The sequence below is a fragment of the Dictyobacter vulcani genome (assembly GCF_008974265.1).
GTDB lineage: Bacteria > Chloroflexota > Ktedonobacteria > Ktedonobacterales > Ktedonobacteraceae > Dictyobacter > Dictyobacter vulcani.
Genome location: NZ_BKZW01000001.1, coordinates 1,188,749 through 1,207,723, shown reverse-complemented (window position 1 = coordinate 1,207,723; position 18,975 = coordinate 1,188,749). Strand labels below are relative to the sequence as shown.

17 protein-coding genes are annotated in these 18,975 nt (G+C 47.5%); 8 read left to right on the top strand and 9 right to left on the bottom strand.

What is annotated here, in order from left to right; genetic code table 11:
* Positions 1-42: 42 nt before the first annotated feature.
* Both KDW_RS05070 and KDW_RS05065 read right to left on the bottom strand, forming a co-directional pair.
* On the bottom strand, positions 43-1,788 hold the full coding sequence (locus tag KDW_RS05070; protein WP_151754953.1) for a PQQ-binding-like beta-propeller repeat protein: 1,746 nt from the start codon (positions 1,786-1,788) through the stop codon (positions 43-45).
* 18 nt (positions 1,789-1,806) lie between these two features.
* Entirely contained in the window at positions 1,807-2,337 is a 531-nt protein-coding gene (locus KDW_RS05065; RefSeq protein ID WP_151754952.1) for an RNA polymerase sigma factor, read from the bottom strand.
* A gap of 510 nt (positions 2,338-2,847) precedes the next feature.
* On the opposite strand from KDW_RS05065, the gene KDW_RS05060 reads away from it, so the two are divergent.
* The 3 genes from KDW_RS05060 to KDW_RS31565 all read left to right on the top strand — a co-directional run bounded on the left by KDW_RS05060 (position 2,848) and on the right by KDW_RS31565 (position 6,258).
* A complete protein-coding gene (locus KDW_RS05060; protein ID WP_151754951.1) occupies positions 2,848-3,867 on the top strand; it encodes a hypothetical protein in 1,020 nt (339 codons plus the stop codon).
* Between the two features lie 397 nt (positions 3,868-4,264).
* On the top strand, positions 4,265-6,007 hold the full coding sequence (locus tag KDW_RS05055) for a protein kinase domain-containing protein (RefSeq protein ID WP_151754950.1): 1,743 nt from the start codon (positions 4,265-4,267) through the stop codon (positions 6,005-6,007).
* Between the two features lie 74 nt (positions 6,008-6,081).
* Entirely contained in the window at positions 6,082-6,258 is a 177-nt protein-coding gene (locus KDW_RS31565) for a hypothetical protein (protein ID WP_162004966.1), read from the top strand.
* Between the two features lie 23 nt (positions 6,259-6,281).
* Here the strand turns inward: KDW_RS31565 and KDW_RS05050 are convergent, their stop codons facing one another.
* Together KDW_RS05050 and KDW_RS05045 are read right to left on the bottom strand one after the other, a co-directional pair.
* Positions 6,282-6,947 carry a response regulator gene (locus KDW_RS05050; RefSeq protein ID WP_151754949.1) on the bottom strand — a complete coding sequence of 222 codons (666 nt, stop codon included), beginning with the start codon at positions 6,945-6,947 and terminating at the stop codon, positions 6,282-6,284.
* Between the two features lie 21 nt (positions 6,948-6,968).
* Positions 6,969-8,924, bottom strand: a complete 1,956-nt coding sequence (locus tag KDW_RS05045; RefSeq protein ID WP_162004965.1) for a sensor histidine kinase — start codon at positions 8,922-8,924, stop codon at positions 6,969-6,971.
* An 833-nt stretch (positions 8,925-9,757) separates the two neighbouring features.
* On the opposite strand from KDW_RS05045, the gene KDW_RS05040 reads away from it, so the two are divergent.
* Together KDW_RS05040 and KDW_RS05035 are read left to right on the top strand one after the other, a co-directional pair.
* Positions 9,758-10,165 (top strand): hypothetical protein, encoded by a 408-nt coding sequence (locus KDW_RS05040; RefSeq protein WP_151754947.1) that lies wholly within the window; start codon positions 9,758-9,760, stop codon positions 10,163-10,165.
* A gap of 262 nt (positions 10,166-10,427) precedes the next feature.
* On the top strand, positions 10,428-11,438 hold the full coding sequence (locus tag KDW_RS05035; RefSeq protein ID WP_151754946.1) for a tyrosine-type recombinase/integrase: 1,011 nt from the start codon (positions 10,428-10,430) through the stop codon (positions 11,436-11,438).
* Positions 11,439-11,484: 46 nt separating this feature from the next.
* On the opposite strand, the gene KDW_RS05030 is transcribed toward KDW_RS05035, so the two are convergent.
* The 5 genes from KDW_RS05030 to KDW_RS05010 all read right to left on the bottom strand — a co-directional run bounded on the left by KDW_RS05030 (position 11,485) and on the right by KDW_RS05010 (position 17,297).
* Positions 11,485-12,057 carry a hypothetical protein gene (locus KDW_RS05030; protein ID WP_151754945.1) on the bottom strand — a complete coding sequence of 191 codons (573 nt, stop codon included), beginning with the start codon at positions 12,055-12,057 and terminating at the stop codon, positions 11,485-11,487.
* Positions 12,058-12,601: 544 nt separating this feature from the next.
* Positions 12,602-14,866, bottom strand: a complete 2,265-nt coding sequence (locus KDW_RS05025; protein WP_162004964.1) for a ComEC/Rec2 family competence protein — start codon at positions 14,864-14,866, stop codon at positions 12,602-12,604.
* Positions 14,867-15,002: 136 nt separating this feature from the next.
* Positions 15,003-15,278: a hypothetical protein gene (locus KDW_RS05020; protein ID WP_151754943.1), complete on the bottom strand. Its 276-nt coding sequence runs from the start codon at positions 15,276-15,278 to the stop codon at positions 15,003-15,005.
* The gene (locus KDW_RS05015) at positions 15,279-16,022 is read right to left on the bottom strand and encodes a ComEA family DNA-binding protein (RefSeq protein WP_162004963.1); all 744 of its coding nucleotides are present in this window, start codon (positions 16,020-16,022) and stop codon (positions 15,279-15,281) included.
* Between the two features lie 429 nt (positions 16,023-16,451).
* Entirely contained in the window at positions 16,452-17,297 is an 846-nt protein-coding gene (locus KDW_RS05010; RefSeq protein ID WP_151754941.1) for a hypothetical protein, read from the bottom strand.
* A gap of 196 nt (positions 17,298-17,493) precedes the next feature.
* Between KDW_RS05010 and KDW_RS05005 the strand changes: the two genes are divergently transcribed.
* The 3 genes from KDW_RS05005 to KDW_RS04995 all read left to right on the top strand — a co-directional run bounded on the left by KDW_RS05005 (position 17,494) and on the right by KDW_RS04995 (position 18,905).
* On the top strand, positions 17,494-17,706 hold the full coding sequence (locus KDW_RS05005; protein WP_151754940.1) for a hypothetical protein: 213 nt from the start codon (positions 17,494-17,496) through the stop codon (positions 17,704-17,706).
* A 281-nt stretch (positions 17,707-17,987) separates the two neighbouring features.
* Complete coding sequence (locus KDW_RS05000; RefSeq protein ID WP_198925196.1) at positions 17,988-18,485, top strand: lytic transglycosylase domain-containing protein; 498 nt, start codon at positions 17,988-17,990, stop codon at positions 18,483-18,485.
* 18 nt (positions 18,486-18,503) lie between these two features.
* Positions 18,504-18,905 carry a hypothetical protein gene (locus KDW_RS04995; RefSeq protein ID WP_151754938.1) on the top strand — a complete coding sequence of 134 codons (402 nt, stop codon included), beginning with the start codon at positions 18,504-18,506 and terminating at the stop codon, positions 18,903-18,905.
* The last annotated feature ends 70 nt before the right edge of the window (positions 18,906-18,975 follow it).

Here is an 18,975-nt window from a genome sequence, read left to right as displayed (position 1 = left end):
TTATCGTGCTGAGCTTCTTTTTTGTTGTTATGAAGACATCAATTACTTTTGTGGTACGACCGTTAAGCTAAAGACGCGACCGCCATCCTCACCCATTTTGTCAATGGCTTTCGCGGCATATTCACCCTGCCAGAGGACGCTGCCATCCTTCGCGCTCAGCGCTGAAACATCATGTCCAGGGCCAGTACCATAGATGATGCCATCATGAAGTTCTGCAGGAGAGATCCCATCAATGTTCTTTTGCCACAATTGTACGCCAGTGGTGGGATTGTAAGCGTGCAGGATATCTGGTGTCTGTTTCACACCATTATTAAAAGTGGCGGCTTCCTGTAAGTACAGAATATTATTTTCGAACAAAGGTGTCACAAAAGGAGAACCGACAGTATTTTGCCATTTGATCTCGCCATTGGTCTCGGAGAGTGCAAAAAACATATGTGAGGTAAAGTTCGCGGCTCCCATGTCTGTTCCCCCTGTCATGGCAAGGGTACCTACGTAGAGCATATGATTGGCCAGCGTGATTGATCCTACTGTATATTGCTTGCCCAGATCTTTGCTCCATACTAATTGGCCATTCTGACTATTGTAGGCATAGGCGGTTGCAGAGGCGTTGGTGGTGGTATGGCTTCCAGCATGGGCTGATGTGAGATAGATCATGCCATTATCTACTACTGGTGCTGCAAAAATTTGTTGGTCATCAATAGTTTTGAGCCACACCCTCTTGCCTGTGTTGGCATCCAGTGCGAACAGGGTTTTATGGATTGAGCCATAGACCACATTGTTAACAACTACCAGTGGATTCGCATTATAGCGAGTGCCATCTACATATGCGATATCTCCAACCTTTTGCACCCATAATTGTTTACCAGTGCTGGCATCCAGGGCGGTAATTCTTCCCCCCTCATTTTCCATATAGACTACGCCATTGACCACGGTAGGGGTTGCTAACCAGCTATGATCAACCATGTTGTCAATGTACTTTTGCTTGGCAGGAAAAGGGCTACCCATTTCCTCATGCGCTGCACGCATTTCATCCGTGATTGGGATGTGTTGGATTTCAATGTCTGAACCAAGGTCGGCTTCCCAGCGTGGTTTGCCTGTTTTACTATCAATGGCGGTGACAAATTTATCATTGCCTGGTGTCTGATCATGGGCAATATAGATTGCCCCTTCTTGAGCAACCGGTGTGGTTAAACTACTGTTGCCCAGTTTATATGTCCAGACAACTTTGTGCGTTTTAAGATCGATCTTTTTGAGCGGCATGTCATTGCCGTTGCCAACCGTGGTGATATAGATACCCGGGTCAGGGGCTCCGATGTGTGGGACAAATGGAGTAGCAGCTTTGGTTGTTGTATTGTTGCTCGCTGTGGAGGTGTGGCCTTTTTGTTTCCCTGGCTGCAGGGCAGTAAAGGCGATCAGCATACTGGCGACCAGCACTACTACTGCGGCTGTGGTTGTGATCAGGCCAATTTTCTGTTTGTTGGTCTTGTTTTGTGCACCGGACTTTTGTTGCATTGTAATGATCCTTTTCTGCATCTCAACAGGTTGTTGGGATGTAGTGGATGCTGTACTTGCCAGAGCATTTTCGGTGGCATGGTCCTTGTATGCTTGTTGGACACGCATACGTTCCCAGACGTGATTGAGGGACGTTGTGTGCTGTTGTGCGCTCTCCTGATAATACTGCTGTAGATCGTTGATGAGATAAGCATCATCGGTATTCAAACTTTTCGGAAATTGCTCGATATATTCATCTACATGCTCGGGTGACAAAAAATCATGTTCGTCGTGCATAATAAAAGCTCCTTTCTTTTACTGGTTTTTGTAGATGGTGCGTAACGCCTTGAGCGTTCGCGAAAGCAACGTCCGTATTGCCCCTTCGCTTTTATTGAGAACCGGGGCTATCTCTGCACAGGTCAATCCGTGGCCAAAGCGCAACTGCAATAACTCCCGCTGTTTTGCTGGTAGTGCCTTTAAAACTTGATGCAAGTACGCATATTCTTCCTGTTTTAAGGCGATCTGGTCCGGAGCCAGATCGTCATGTTCGTAGATGGAATCAGTCATATCTTTGAGAGAGACACTAGGACGCCGGATAAAGCGTCGATAGTGATCCGCTACTTTATTGCTTGCAACCCGCCAGAGAAAGGCCTGTTGCTCATTTTCTCTTAAGTGCCAGAACTCTTTGCGTTCCAATACCGCCATGAATACCTCTAATAAGATATCCTCGGCATCTTCTCTGGATTTGACCTGGCGATAAATGTAGGCCAGGAGTGCAGAGGCATGGCGCTGATAGAGTAATGACGCTGGCGTATTCTCCATAAATGTTGCTTGTTTCTGTTGCATTTTTCTCTCGCTTTATTTGAGATCTCGCATATATATCGCAGCTAAGCAAAAAACATTACAGAATTTCCAGCTAATACCAGATTCCTCATTCTGTCATGAAAAAAGTAGTACTTCTGATAGAAAGAGAAACGGATTTGCAAGTATTGATGGCAGTTAGTACCTGGCAGGAAAATAGTCCTTTTTGTTGGTATATTTCTATGTAAAAAATAGCTGGATAGCCGAATATAATAAATAGAGACTACGCGATTCTTCTTCTTCTCCGTATCCATGAAGTGTTATCATGGTGTCGCCATAAATAAGAAGGACAAATAGGCTACACAGCAGTTGCAGGTGTATTGAGACATAATGATACATCCAGACACAAGCGTCATTTTTAATAGATGGAACGGGATGACTGCCGGCATGCTTTTTAGTATGTTTAGGTACTATTCCTATTTTTATTGATAGTTCTTACCGTCATTCCCTGCTATAATGCGTGTGGGATAAGACTAGTTTAGATTGGAGTCGTCCATGGCTCGTCGTTTTCATCCGAGAAGCACGCCTAAAGAGAATCTACATATCTTTTATCGTTCCATACCATGGAAATTAATGGTAATATTGCCTATCATGATAGTCCTTGCGGTCCCTACTTTTATCTATGGTGCCCATGCGGGGAGTGGCGTCCTATCATCTGTTACCAATATGTTTTATACGTTGTCAAATATTTCTAACGCACCAACTCCAACACCCCTACCTGCCTTTCCGACCGTTTTGCCGCGTGTCGGTTCGATTGAGCATACCATCGGCGAGGGAGATAACTGTGACGCAGTTCTCACTTATAAGATGAATATGTTTGGTGCGAGTGAGGTATTTAGTGATACCAATCCAACGACTGTCCAACAACTCAGTAAGGATGTGGGCCTGGACTGCCATAGTTTGCAGCCCGGTATGAAAATGAGGCTCTCGCCTCAATATCCGCTGGTTGCTCTGGGAGGCGTTCTCTTAAAGATTGATGCTGCGACCGCGCGAGAAGTATTACCGACTCCTTTGATTAAAGTACAATCAAAAGAAGATTATGCTCCCGATTGTTCAAAAGGATGTCTGTTATCCGTGCGCATCACGCCAGAAGTAAAGGTTCGCCTGATGGTTCATACCACCCTCGCACTCCATCCCGGTGCCTGGATCTGGACTCAGGCCAGGCTGGCACGCAAGGAAATCTCGGGCTTTTCTCAGTATCCTTATGCTGACCCCAATGCGAGTTTGAATGGTATGACCTTGCAGGCCTGTGATTTTCAAGCCAATGATACCCATGATGATGACTCAGCGGCCTGTAGCGATCTGGATCCTAATACCATTGACGTTGATGGTGGCTCATGGTTATTCGGCGTAACCGGATCCAGTGCGTTAGACCACTGGAACTACAAATTTCATGCTCCTCCCGGAACCCAGATACTGGTCTGGCTGCAAGACAAAGGTGGTCATCTGAGTTATCATGGCGGTGATCCCATCTATCGCTATGATCCTGCTACACGTTTGTATGTCAAACTCTAACTTGAATGAGACAAGCATAGATAAGCGTTTCGCATTGAGAAAATAGCTGGTTCGTGATATAGTGAGGCAGACACTTGTGGCAGGCAAGGTTTGCCTCACTTTTGTATTGAATGTAGCATTTTGAAATTGGAATATTTATCCCCTTCAGCTCAAATACACATCCCAAGGGGGCGGTCGTAATGATCATAGGTGCGGTGCAACACCTTTTTGCGTTACGCTTCTCCTGTTGATCGCTTTGCTCCCTTTATTTTTATACTCACATTTCGTTGTATCTTTTTATAGAGAATCTCAAGATATAGCAACGAAACGCATGTAAGATCGTTTTATATCTTGTATGTATCAAAAAAGAATGGCAGCAGGCACGATCTGTTTGCTTTTGGGTTTATTGGAGTAAGATATGGCAGACCTGGAGGGAAGATCCCTCGATCGGTATGAATTACAGCAACTCACGGGCCGGGGTGGTATGGCGGATGTCTACCGGGCTTATGATCCCCATTTTGAGCGTGAAGTTGCCGTAAAGGTGTTTAAACGCGAGGATGAAGATCTGCTCAGACGCTTTATTCGCGAAGCCCAGTTGATGGCATCCCTCCACAATCCGCATCTTATGCCTGTCTATGATACAGGAACCTGTCGTGTTGATGGCATGAATGCATACTACATTGTGATGCCTTTCATGGATGGTGGGACGTTGCGTTCTCGTATACGCCGTTCTGCTATTCCGTTGAAGCAGGCGTGTCGCTATCTGCGCGATATTGGCGATGCCCTTGATTATATGCATGAGCAAGGGATTATCCATCGAGATATTAAATCTTCCAATGTGCTCTTAGATGCTGATGGACGCTGTTATCTGGCCGACTTTGGTATTGCACGTACCGCTACGGATTCCACGCAGTTAACCAGTACGGGGAATGTACTGGGCACCGTCGATTATATCGCCCCCGAACTCTTTGAATCGAATTATCGGGCCGATGCTCGTAGCGATTATTATTCCCTGGGCGTGCTGCTCTTTGAAATGGTGACTGGTCATTTGCCATTTGTGGCGGAGAATCAAATTGCGGTCGTGGCAATGCATGTCAATAAGTTGCCGCCATCGCCACGAACCTATGTGCCCAATTTGCCACTGGCGGTTGAACAAGTTGTCTTCAAGGCTCTAGAGAAGCGACCAGAACTGCGCTATGGGAGTGGCAGTGAACTGGCTACCGCCTTTTGTCGCGCTACTACTGCCAAAGCGACCGCACAAATTCCCGTGGCCAGTCCACAGTTGCAACAGCGGAGCGGAGCGTTGAGTCCTGTTGCACGACAAGCGATGCCACCGGCTTCCTATCCACGCACCACCCAGACTGCTCCGACCATGGCTGCGCCTGCCAGTGGTCGTTATGGGGCTGCGCCGGAGATGTATCCGGAACACGATCCATATTATCCACCACCTCCGCAGAAAAACAAGACGGCCCGTACTCAGGCATGGGTGGTAACGATTATGGCCTTGCTGGCCCTGTTGATTATGGGTGTCTTTATTTCTTATGCCGTGACCAATAATATTAATCATCCTTCCATTAGTAGTGGTAGTACGCCGGTTCCGACGGCGACGCCGAACCTGCAGGCGACGGCTCAGAGCGGTACCTCAACCGCGCTGGCGCAGTCCAATGGGACGGCGACGAGTGTGGCGCAGGCGAAGGCGACAGCACACGCCAATGCGACGGCGACGGCGACGCAGAAGAAGCAGGCGACAGCGACGGCTCGGGCTAACGTTACGGCGACCGTACAGGCTAAAGCCAGTGCCACTGCTGGCGTCATTCAGACCGCTATCGCAGGCCAGCCACTCTATACCGATCCTTTAAATAATAAGGACAATGCCGATACGCAGGCGGCCATGTGGAATAATGATGGGACGACGTGTTCCTTTCAAGGTGATGGCTATCATGTGCAGGCGTCGAGCTTGAATGCATTCGCGCAATGCCATGAGGCTGCCAAGCAATTTCAAAATTTCACGGCCCAGGTTGATGTCTCAATTCAAAGTGGACATTCGGGTGGACTCTTTTTTCGCATGGGTGATGCGCCCTTTAAAGGGTATCTCTTCGAAATTGATGATAACGGCAATTATAAAGTCTCTGTTTCCAAGAACTATCAACTGGGTACATGACGGTGTTGCGTGATTGAACTGACGTTGCGTGATTGAATTCAACGGCCTTGAAGACCGGGACAGCGAAGAATCGTTTGCAAGTAATTGCGCGCGATAATACCATTCTCCTGTATATCAATGGTGTGTATCAGCCAGCACCAATTCAAGATGCTACCCTGGATACGGGCAATATTGGTTTCTTAGCCAGTTCGGACAAAGGCGATGCTACCAACGTTGTGTATAGTAATCTCAGTGTCTACCCACTTGCTTAAGTGGATAGACACCGGTTGTAACTTTACGGCTGCTGGTCACGCCGCGTGACCAGTTTATGCTCTACTGCGTATGCGGCCGCTTCGCTGCGCCGGGAGAGTCCGAGCTTCTCCAGGATATGGCTGACATGGTTACGGGCTGTTTTCTCACTCATGTAGAGGGCCTCGGCAATTTGTTTATTGGTATAGCCGCGCGCGATCAATGAAAGAACTTCTCGTTCGCGCTCGGTTAATTCACTACCTGGCAGAGGATTTGAGCGCTGTGCCAGCGTGGTCATCTGCGCAATGGCTTTTTTGCTCGCCTCTGGTTGGAGTAGGGATTTGCCACCGGCTACCTGCCGAACCGCTTTGAGTAGTTCGGCCCGACTGACATTCTTGAGTAGATAGCCACTTGCACCGGCCAGAATAGAAGCGGTCACGGCTTCATCATCTGGATACGAGGTGATCATCAAGACGGCGATGCGAGGATACTGACTTCTGATTTCGCGACAGGCCTCAATACCTCCCATTTTCTCCATGCGTACATCCATTAAAATTACATCAGGCATCAGGACTGATATCTTGGCCAGGGCTTCGGCCCCATTGCTGGCCTCTCCTATCACGTTGATATCCGCTTCAAGTTCAAAGGCGGCACGCATACCCAGGCGTACAACTTCGTGATCATCGACAATCATCAGGCGTATTCTGGCCATTGCAAACTCCTTTTTGTCTGGCTATAGTGGTATGCTTACTCGTATAGTAGTGCCGCCCGCAGGCGTGGTCAGGACATTGAATTGTCCACCTAGTTCGGCTGCACGCTCACGCATCCCACCCATGCCGTGACCGGACAGGATATGTGGTTCTTCAACTGCTAGATATGACTCTTTGATGTCTGGCGTACCGTTCAAGCGTGTGGGCATGCCACGGCCATTGTCACATATATCAACTTCAATATGATCAGCATGATAGCGTAAACACACTTCCAGCCGGGTCGCCTGTGCATGTTTATACGCATTGGTGAGCGCCTCCTGCACAATACGGAAGAAGGTCGTGCCAATCTGTGCATAACGGCGCGAGTGCAGGCGCTGCTCCTCATAGTCCTGGTCAGAACCCTCGACTGTTAAATGCGTAGGTAAGTCGCTGATCGCCTGAAACTCGCGTAACTGGTTATCAAGCATCTGCGTCAGGGTCGTGGAGCCGCTCATCAGGGGCTTAAGGGAGAACATATAGTTGCGGGTCTCCCAGAGTGCCTGTTTGGAAATCGTGACCATTTTTCCTAACCGCTCAGCCAGCGGGGCAATCAGTTCAGCATCCTCTTCAGAGGCTTCAATGATCCTCTGGGCCTGTGCTTCACATGTCTCGGCCTGCAGGCTTAACATATAGGTGAGTTGTGCAATACCATCATGAATATCACGGGCAATCCGACCGCGTTCAGCATCGGCTGCCAGTTGTACTGTTTGTTCCGCCAGACGAATGTTTTCTAGCGCAACCAGTAATTGCGTTCCGGCGATGGTCAGAAATTTCTCGTGCTGTGGCTTAAATGGTGTCATCCGTAAGCTTTCCGCTCCCAACACCAACTGCACATGACCATCTATATGCAGAGGCACATAGAGTCTGGCAATGCCGCTCTGTTCATTTTTCAGGGGATCAAAGGTCAACAATTTTTGTTTATTGTGCAATACTTTCTGGATCAAGTTCTCGCTATCATCTGGTAGCGCATCTGTGGATATGGTGCTCTCTGTGCAGATAATTGTTTTGGATTGTTGAGCGCGAGGACCAATAGGAACATCTTCATCATGCAGAAGATCAACCAGGGCAATCGTGAGGCGGTCAAAGCGGCCATGTTGAATGGGTTTAATACTGCGCTGTAATAGCTCCTGACGATCGCCAGTGCTCTTGAGTAGTGTTTCTCCTATATGGACCAGTGCGGCCTGAGTACGGGCATTCTCGCGTTCCTGACGCTTGCTGTGGGCATAATTCTCCAGCAGATTTGATAGATACGCTACCAGAACGGCTAAAATGGGGGTATCAACTAATGAGCCAACCACATCAACCGCGTTTGGGGTATAGGGTACTGCACCAGGAGCATGGACAAACATCCCGAGCAGGGCGAAAAGATTATAGCCTAATGCTGCCAGGAGTCCGCCTTTATAGCTGAAAGCGGAAGCGGCGGCAAACACAGTCGACATCCCATAACGATAAAAAGGCGAGCCGAGGCCGAACGGGGGATTGGAAAATGGACCACTAAAATACATCACCAGACCACAGATGACGACGTCCATACTATAAATAGCGATATTCCAATAGTGGTTACGCGTCTGTACAAAAGGTGGCAAGATCTCCGCACCATCCTCCAATTGCTCATGAAGGTGCTCTCGTCGCCCTTGCTTCTTGCGCTGTCGCGATGCTCTGGAAAGTAAGCGTGGGAATACAATCTGTAATACGGGCGCATAGAGCGTGACGATCAGCGTTTCAATAAAAGTGATGGTTAACAGGAGTGCAGCCATGGTGTGATAATTTGTACCTGGCGTATCAATGTAGCTTGGCTGTGAGAAGACGATCACGATAAAGGCATAGAGCCACATGCCCCAGCGCCAGATCAGGAAAAAATAGCTGGGAATAACACGTAGTCTCCTCAGGGTAGCGACTGGCACATTCCTGGCTCGAAAAATTTTTCCAGATTGACTCATTCCATTTATCACCTCTATAAGCAAAGAAGCTGTTATTACAAGCATATGTTTATATCAATTATGCATTGTTTTATTGTTGAGTGTCTATGGAATAATACCAGAATTGTAATATTTCATAGCTGATACTTTATCATTCCAGCTTTCCACTTATAAAGTGCTTTGCCTGAAAATTTTATGTCGCCAAAATTATATATATATGCAGCAATGATTACAGTGGTACAGAGCGATAGCACATGATAATGGATTTTTGTGCTTTCAAGGAAATGAATGGCTTCTATTGGTCTTTCTTTGTGGAATGTGTGGTGAAGCCTGATTGTTCTATAGAGTAGATGATGGAAAAAAGCTGATTATCAAATATTGATCATCCAGGTCTACCCATCGTAAAAAGAAATAGATATCATATAGGTGTATATATAGTAATGTTCTTGATTGGTTGATGTTGGATTTATTCTATTTATTCCATATTCAGATGACTTTGACTACCATGACTAAGCCCGTCTATACGTGGTATAATTTTAGTAGCCCTACATGGCATGCTCTTGAAAAGCAATGGTGAACATTGCTAGCATGCTGATAACGTAAGTGAACGTGATCAAGGACGACAATAGATAAAAGCCGGCATAGCCATTCTGAAGAATGTGCAAGGGGAGTTGCAGGTATTTATCGCCTGTTGTAGAAGTATTTGAGGAAATCCTAATTTGCCTTTGAATTACAAAGAAAAGCGTGGTATTATTAGGCAACCAGGTGTTCAGGTTTACGGGTATCCCAAAAGGATGCCGAAGGCCGGAGATACGAGATACAAGTCTCTCCACAGTAATTAATGGAGGTGCTTCGTGGGATCAACAACACTTATAGCCGTTCTGGACGAACTGAGAAACCGACCTTTGCGTGTCCGACCGGTGCGCTATATGGGTCGCGAATGGTGGGCTATCGACGCCGAAGATATCTGGCCCGGAATGGTGATGGATCTACGGCGTCTGGGATTTGAATCCGTGGCTCTGGAAGAGAACGTTTTAGTGCGAGAAAGTTCTCCGACGCCTGAGTTGCAGATGGAAGGTCCAAATGCACTTAATGGGTTAAAACCTTTTCCGACTATTCACCCGACGATTCAGATTCGTCGTGAATCATATTTAACTGACTATTCCCAATTGGAAGAGTTGAGTTATTCCGATTACGATGAGGATGAAGAAGAGGACGAAGACGAGTGGGCAACAGAAGATCTGGATGCGATCGAAGAGTAGTTCCAGATCTTTTCTATAAAATAAAATTATCTTGTTAAAGCCATCCAGTAGTATGCTGGATGGCTTTATTTTGCGGAAAAAGCGATGCTTTGCTATCTTCTAATGTTCTGCTATAATGAAATACATATGTATGTCACGCGCAAGAGCCGTGGAATGCGGAGAAAGATGCGCATTACCATGAGTACCAGCAAAAATAGACAGGGTTGCGTGGCGCTGAAAAAGAGATTGCAATAGGAATACATAAAGTAGCGAGGAGCTAATCATGCAGAAGGATTCTGAGCAGGAAACACAGCCTATCGCGGTGCAGACTGAAGAAGCGCTGGTGGAACAGGATAATCTTTTTGGAACTGCCATTGTGCTTGACGATGAAAGCGATGATCCGGAGGCACCAGCTGCCCCACCCGAGCATATGGTAGCCTTAACAGATCAGACAAGTCTAGCGGCTTTTATTGAGCCATACCGGAAAGAATTAATGCTGCGCGGCAAATCTAATTATACCGTGACATGCTTCCTCTCGGATTTAAAGATGCTGGTCAAGTTTATGGGGCCGGATCTGCCCGTGGGGCGTGTAACCAAAGATATGGTGACTGACTGGTTGATGAAGTTGAAGTTTGGAACTCCTGGTGTGACGCTTGCTCCTAAAACCATGGCCCGACGGGTTACCTTCCTCAAGAATTTCTTTACCTGGCTGGAGCGCGAGCATGTTATTCGTGAAAATCCTTCCTCCAGTTTAACGTTGGAACGTCCCCAACCACCTCTGCCTGATGTACTGACCTATGATGAAGTACGTAGTTTGCTGAAGGCGGCGCAGGAAGATGCACGCTGTCACTGCCTTGTCTACTTGATCTTGCGGGCCGGACTCAAAAAAGAAGAAGTTATGGGTCTGAAAGTTCATCATGTTGACCTGATTGATCCTAATACACCCCTGGTTTCGATCCGCTTTGCTGCATCAGCTAATAAACAGCATCGTGAGCGCCGCATTGCGTTACCCGCAGAATTCACCGATATCTTCCGGCGTTATCTGCAAAGTTATCGCGTAACGGACGTGGTTTTTCCCTGTACCGATCGCAATTTGAATTATATTCTGGCTCGCGCGGTGAGCGCAGCAGATATTCAGAAGCGTGTCACACTACAACTATTGCGCGATACCTATGCGGTCCAGCAATTGCGGGCCGGTACTTCGCTGGATGGCTTGCGTGAAAAGCTTGGCCTGTCTGATGAAGCCTGGTTGGAAGCGCGGGAAAAATATCGTCGCCTGGCATTTCCCAAATAATTCTTAGCGGCAAGAGAAATCTTCTCCTGCTGCATTTTTTTGCCTCTTAATAGCCCTGTGGCGGCACCGTTAGTGATTGGGATGGTGGTCGGGGAGTAATCACTACATGGGTGGCTTTGCGTTTGATCGCATTGTTGAGCAAGATAATATTGATGATAATGGCCGAGATAGCCAGTGGCCCCAGACAGATCAATCCTAAGCCCAGTGTCAGGAGCGTGCCCAGTATCATCATTGGCCAATAAATTAAGAAGCTGCCAACCAGTAACGCCGTGCCAGGAGTTGTTTCACGTGTCATCAGCCAGCCTACTCCGAAGATACCAAACAGGGAGCAGATAATCTCTGCCACCAGTGCTGTATTGCTGGTTTGGGTAATAGTAATGGTATTAGGATTGATCCCAGGCGCATAGCCTGGCGCCTGACCTTGATAGTTCTGAGGTCGCTGATATGGTGGGGGAGAAGATGTATAGCCATTGCTATAAGGCGTATTGAAGGGATGTGGATTGCCTTGTGGTGGAGGGAAATCCGCTGGCGGGGGATAAATTTGATGCAGCTGATGAGATGACGTTGGCGTTGGTTCTGGATGGGAACCATAGGCTATCTGTGCATGATTATTATGCAAGTTGTGCCTGACAACACTGCCACATGCGGGGCATATTCTATGTGCTTCTGTTATTTCTTTTCCGCAACGTTCACAAAACATGGTTTGCCGAGTCCCTCTGATCTCAATGGATACGCAAATACTACAACTTTTTGAAATAATCCTTTGTATTAAAACTGCTGAGCAGGTATGAACCGTTTCAAAAAGATAGGTATATTACTTACTTGTACGTAATGGTCAGGCATGGGTTGTAGCCAGTAGTGTACATCGCTGCCTGTGATATATCTGATTGGATATGAACGTGAGTGGTTATAATGGTTGCTTTTACAGACGGTGCCAGCCATGTTGATCTCCAATGATCTCGATATTGCCATGTTTTTCAATGCTGAGCATAGATATATTTGCAAGTAGCGGTGGAAGACGAATGGGTGATCTGGTCGTGGTTGGACTGGATGATCGTCCCGTTTGTCGATGGCTGGCCGGCGGTGTAACTATCAGGAGGGCGGGATGTATTTTTAATAAAAGTGTGATAAGTTCACCGGTTAATGGTCTGGTGGTATCTCCCTCAATCTGGACAATATCGGCGTGGAGCGAGGCATCGGTTGTGTGGATAGTCAGTTGAGAGAGGGCATAGGAACTCTGCGCGGACGTTCCCAGAAAGAGTATGCGCAGTCCAGGTGTTCAGCAGACGTGTGATAAGTGTATTGTCACGTGTGTCATTGCTGATATGCAACTGTGGAGGAGGCCAGAGGATCTGTAGCTGTGTTTGCTGGCCTAAAAAAAGCTTTTGTCCCTGACTGACGGCGCGATATGGCTGTTCCTGCTCCTGAATGGTCTGTTTCCAGCGGGCGTAGGCGGTAGATGGATGGAGCATTCCGCCATCTATGATCGCGTTGATCCGATAGCGTGTCACTACATCCTGCAAACCGGTTAGATGTTCTGGTCGGGGCACTGTCAGCATAACCATATCCAGGTTGCGTTGCCAGGAGGGGAGGCGGCTATCCAGTGCCTGTGACAGCGATCCAGCGTCGAGTCCACCATCCAGCAAGAGCGTCTTATTTTCAGCAGTGCGTAAAAAGATTGCTTCTCCCTGTGCTGGCTTGCCGGCAGGGCCCACGCGTAAGAAGGTCAGCGAGAATGTCTCGTGGGCCTGGGATTGTAGTGAAGCGATGCCAGTCGAAGCTATGATGATGAGCGCTATACCTGCATAGAGCCAGCGCTGTGCACGTTTGGAGAATATTTGTTGCCGGGGCTTATGTTCCTGGATTATGTTTGCCTGTGGCCAGCGGCGTAGCAGGAATAGCAGGATACATACAAGTGGTACATAATAGAGCCAGCCGATGTGGTTATCGACAGCGCTGACAGTGATGTATGCTCCGGGTACGGCAGCGCAGAAAAGAATACTCTGACCCATATACCACAGCAACGGCCAGACGACCCAGCCTCCCAGCATACCCAGAGGCAATGAGATGAGTCCCAGCAGACAGAGCAAGAGACCAAGCGTAATGCTCAAGCCCAGTAATGGGACGGTTAACATATTGGCGATTGGTGCAATAAACGAGATTTGACCGAATGTAATCGCAAAGATTGGCAACGTGGCGATCTGGGCCGCCATCGTTACCGCGCACGTTTCCGCCAGAAAATGTCCACCAGGAAACTTTTCCAGCGGACGTAAAGGACGCTGGACATAGGGAGTAAAGAGCACAATGCCAAGCGTGCCAAGAAAAGAAAGCTGAAATCCTGTATCCCAGAGCACCAGTGGGTCCAGCGCACTCATCCCGAGAGCAGTAACTGCCAGCGCGGTATAAATATTATAGCTGCGGCCGATACGAGGTGCGAGGACGAGCAGGCTACCCATGACACCCGAGCGAATGGCGGCCGCACCAGCGCCACTGAGGATGGTATAGGCTGCGATACTCAACAGAACAATAGTCGTGCTGAGCCAGCGTTGCCAGATGCGCCTGGGCGATCCTGGTAGATAGGCAGCCAGGCGACCCGTGTATAGCCAGCGTGTACTGCTCAACACCAATCCAGCCAGTATCGTTACTTTAAATCCTGATGGCACGATCAGGTGTGCAGTCCCGGTGACGTTAAAGGCCTGTGATAGTGGGGCGAGTTGCGGGGTACGCAGTCCGAGAACAATGGCGATCAACAGGGCCGCTGAAGGTTGGGGTAATAGTTGCTCCAGGATTGTGGCGAAGCGTACGCGCCAGTGGTAGAGAAAAACAATCGCCGGATTGCCACCATGCTGGTTGATGGTGATCCGTGGAAAGGCCATCTGTGCCTGAATATCCGCTGGAGTATGCGCCTCTGGCGCGACCAACTTACCCTGCAGCGTAACGATATCGCCATAGTTTGCGCCATAGATATCCTCAATCGTGGTGCCAGGCGTCTGTACCTCTAACATTCCATGGACAGCCTGCCAGTCGCTGCTACCGGGACGATTAAGGTCACTGACCGCGATCTTTAACTGGCGGGCACGACCAGCTAGCTTTGGAGCATCGCTGACCATACCCTTTATTTTGACTACACGCGGACCGATCGCATGCATAATCGCTTGAGGATCGTTGGCTGGTTGGATAATCGTGTAGCGCCACGCTCCTAAAGCCATACATAAGAGGGCCAGGAACGCGAAGCGGCTGAGCGGAAACTGGCGTGCCAGGAGCATGGTCAGGATAGTGCAGCCACTGATACCCAGCAGCAGGATGGGCGGCAAGGCAAACCAGGATGCCAGCACGATGCCAGCTAGCCATGCTATGGCCAGAACAACTATGGCCAGACCTCGTAGCTGGAATGACGAGCCACTCTGAAAATGTGAGATATGTTTCATTACGCCTCTTCCTCCCATCCCCGCTATCATCAAGCATCAGCGGCAGCTACTATACTGCCAGAGGCATCGCTATTATGTTACAAACAACACAAGCTAGATGCTCTTTATCAAGCAACATCTATAGAAGAAACACCGATTAATGTATAGTAAATTGCTGGGCCGCCAGGGCCGAGAACTGGGACGCGTAAAAGAATGCGCCATAGATCCCGATTGCGATACCCCCAAGAGTGCCCAGATTCTTACCCAGACGACCTCCCCTGGAGATATTTGCATCCAGCGATGTGGCTATCATCCAGCCCAGAAGTGTGCCCAGCCAGCGACCAGCCAGAGTGCCCAACCCTACTCCTAACAGCATACACACAATCCAGATCACAACTTGTAGCACGACTATAATCTCATGTGGAATTGTCATTTAAACAGTTACCTGGTCCTTTATCTTTGTGTAAATTGTTTTACTGACAACCGTTGCTAATGTATCTACGGATGTGAATAGGCCATGTTGTAAACGATAATTAACAATAGTCTGTGCCGACTTAGCACTGAGCTGGAGTCCTTGCCGTAATTCATCGGCGCTGGCCGTATTAATATTGATCTTTGTCATTGAATTTGAGGTAACACTATCGGATCCATTGGCGGCAGGTGTCTCATTGGCATGCAACACATAGATTTGTTGACCATCACTCAAATGGGTGGCCAGATTCAACGCTGCCAGATTGGCACCTGGTTGTGGACCACCTGCCGCTTGCAGCAATTGATAGACCCGCGATTGGCTGGCAATAGTATAAACGCCAGGATGCTGAACTGCTCCTGTAATATAGACTTGAATATTACCATCGCTAGCAGTATCGGACGCCGCAGTATCGGTGGCAGTAGTCGCTGTACCGGTTGGTGTGAGCGCAACCTGAGGAGCTGCAGCTGATGAAGGTTGCTGCCAGAGCCAGACAAGACTGGCGATCAGAACCAGTACCAAACCCAGCGCGAATGCGCGTGGGAGATATTGCTTATATGTATGTCCAGGCGTCACAGGCGTGATATCAGGTTCTGTAAGAGGATCGACCACATCAATTGGTATCGAGTACGGTTGAGTTTGTTGCTGGGTAACATCATACAAGGACAGCTTATCTGGAGGAGTTGAGTGAGGTTCAAAAGACATCATAAGTTGCTCCCTTCTATCCACACCACCAATCGTCTTCGCCCACAAAGAATACCACATGCGTTGATGTATATCAATAGATAAAAGTAGTGATTTCTCAGTCAAGCTGAAAATTAGCAATTACGGATAGAGCCGCCTGACATAAGAGCTATATGCTTGAGAAAGCTTGACGAATATGGTATATTTATAAATGACGTTCCCGTAGCTCAGTGGATAGAGCACCGGTCTCCGGATTAGATACCCCATTTTTTCAGCTTCTCAAGCCGCTTCATACTTTGAAATTTCATCAAGAGCACCGGTCTTGCTGGTTGTAATTTCGGAAATTATCACTATTTCAGTTAAGCATTGATGCGCTTTTATACATAAGAAAAAACCAAGTCATATGCACTTATAGAGCACAAGACTTGGCTTTTTTTTGCTTTAAAACTTCATTTACCATTCTGGTTCAAAAATGTCTGCGCCTTTGTGTTTCAAGCATTCATGAAAAGATTTTAGGTAGGACGAAGGGTTCCGCTCGAACAAATCTAACTCGAATGCATTTCTATCAAGGTCTTTCCTGGGTGAGAAGAATAAGCGCTTGATTAAGTTCCAGCCTTCTGGGCTAGATGCATATGCATAGAGTTTTGTTATTTTAATATCTGGATATTGATCACAAGCAAAAGTAAAAACACTTCTTAGTAGTTCTCTGAAGTGCGTTGCGTATTCCTTTTTGACGGTGGCTGATGCTACATAACCTATGTATTCGTTTCCTGGCTGGTAAGTTAAAATGTCGTCAGCCGTGATGTCTCGCTCTTTCAATTCATCTCTGAGGATACGAAAGATTGTTTCTTCTTTCATTGGCATGATGGTTATGGCTCCCCATATGTCCTTTCGGTCGTTTGCATTAAACAATAACCTTGCCATATAAGGATTTTTCTCCCACCATTTATGTGTGATAGAGATATCTACAGTATTCTCGACTCCGTACATTTCATAATCAAATGCAAGTAAGTAAGGAAGGTCACTGGCTTTTGTCCAGTCTGTAGCAGCTGGATGGCTAGGATTTTCTTTGTAACTTCCTGCTTGTCTCCGTAATTGCCTGCTGTGATGATCTGCATCAATAAAAGGTTTTAGCTCTGCGGCTATTTTGATCACATCTTCCTGGATGTATTTACCTTGTGATTTTCCTGGTGGGGTGACTTTTCTTATCTTTCCACTATCAACTAAATTTTTAAAAGTGCTTGGGGACATATTCCCTAGCAGTGTCCTGGCTTCACTGGATGTTAATAGCTCTGTCATGATTGCTTCCTCCGCTTGCATTGGCCTCTTTGTGTATTTATGGAAATTATACAACATTTCTGAAACTTTGATAATATTTTTAAACCCTCATTTTAAATTGGTCCTAAAATCATTGATATTTCAGAAATTACAATGTATAATAATTGACGTGGATTGAAATTTCTGTAATTGTTACAAGCAGTTCAAGGAGTTTAGGATGTTCGCTTTAATGCTGCCCTGGTTGATCATTGCGGTACTCATTGGTGGTGTGATTGGTTTAGTTGGCGGTTTCTTCCTGGCGTCTTCTCTGACAAGGAAGCATTACAGCCATTTTCAAGAGATTCATACACAGCCTATCCAGCGTGGTTTTCCTCGGCCTGTCAGTCGTTATCTTGATGAGAATGAAGTGTATGCGCGTCCTCGCCACTAAGGAGGTAATAGTTATCATGAAGGTGGTTGTTCGTTGTCTTCTATTTGCTCTTGGATTATCGAGATTGTGTGCTTGTGGATATTGGACATGTAGTTATTGTGGTCATTGCCATAACCCTCAATGCACTTCTTATGATGCTTCTTGTGAATAACTCATAAGAAGTGTTGAGCTAGGTCTGGTACACCTAGCCCAACGATTGAGCAACTAGTTTCGCTTGTAGCAATAGCCAGGTCCTCCCTGTGATTCTCGCACATAGGACCTGGATGAGGCAAGGAGGTCCTATGCGCAACTTACTTCTTCTGGGATTGGTGGTTATTGCTGCTGTCCTGCTGTATCCATCCTTTCAGGCGGTTGCACAGCATCAATCAAGCTCGGTGTCTGCTACCACTGGTTATGTCTCGATGGCTCGTCAAGCGGCGACTGATGCGGGCATTGCTCCTGATCTCTTTGAGCGACAGATTCGGCAAGAGAGTAAGTTTGATCCCCGTGCACTCTCTCCAGCTGGTGCGCAAGGGATTGCACAGTTTATGCCTGCAACGGCTCGCTCTCTTGGTATTAATCCCTGGAATCCTGAACAGGCGTTGAAGGGGGCGGCCCGTCTGATGGCCTCCTACAACAAACAGTATCACGGCAACTATGCGGCGGCTCTGGCTGCTTATAACGCTGGTCCCGGTGCGGTCGCCACGGCAGTTGATCAATGTGGATCACACTGGCAAAGTTGCCTCCCTGCAGAAACACAAAACTATATCACTGTCATTTTATCTGAACAACAACATTAAGAAAGAAGAGGTGTTCCTATGGCTCTCGTATTAACAGGTGTGATCAATGGCATTCGTCCGGTTGGTGGCGTTATTGAGACTGGTTCTCGCGCTGGTGAACAGTGGCATTTCCTCTCCATTGAAATTACTGATCCTCGCTATGGTCGCGTCTATTCCTGCCAGCTGCGAAGCAATGATCGTCAATACAAGGAATTGGTAGACATTAAACCGGGCAAAGATGATAAGGGCCGTGATGTTGAAATTCACACGCTCAAAAACGATTTGGCTGATCATAAAGTCAAAGTGACCTTTGTCAGTCAGTCAGCTGGTGAACGCGAAATAGAAGACAAGTCAACGGGCGAAAAACGCACTATCCTGCAAGTTCGCACTCAGGTCACCAATTTACGCGATCTCGGCCTCTCCGAAGATGACGACGAATAATCTGTTTGTGCTGCGGTTGTCCCTGGCTGGGATAACCGCTTTTTTCCTCAATACAACAGAAAGGTTCCTT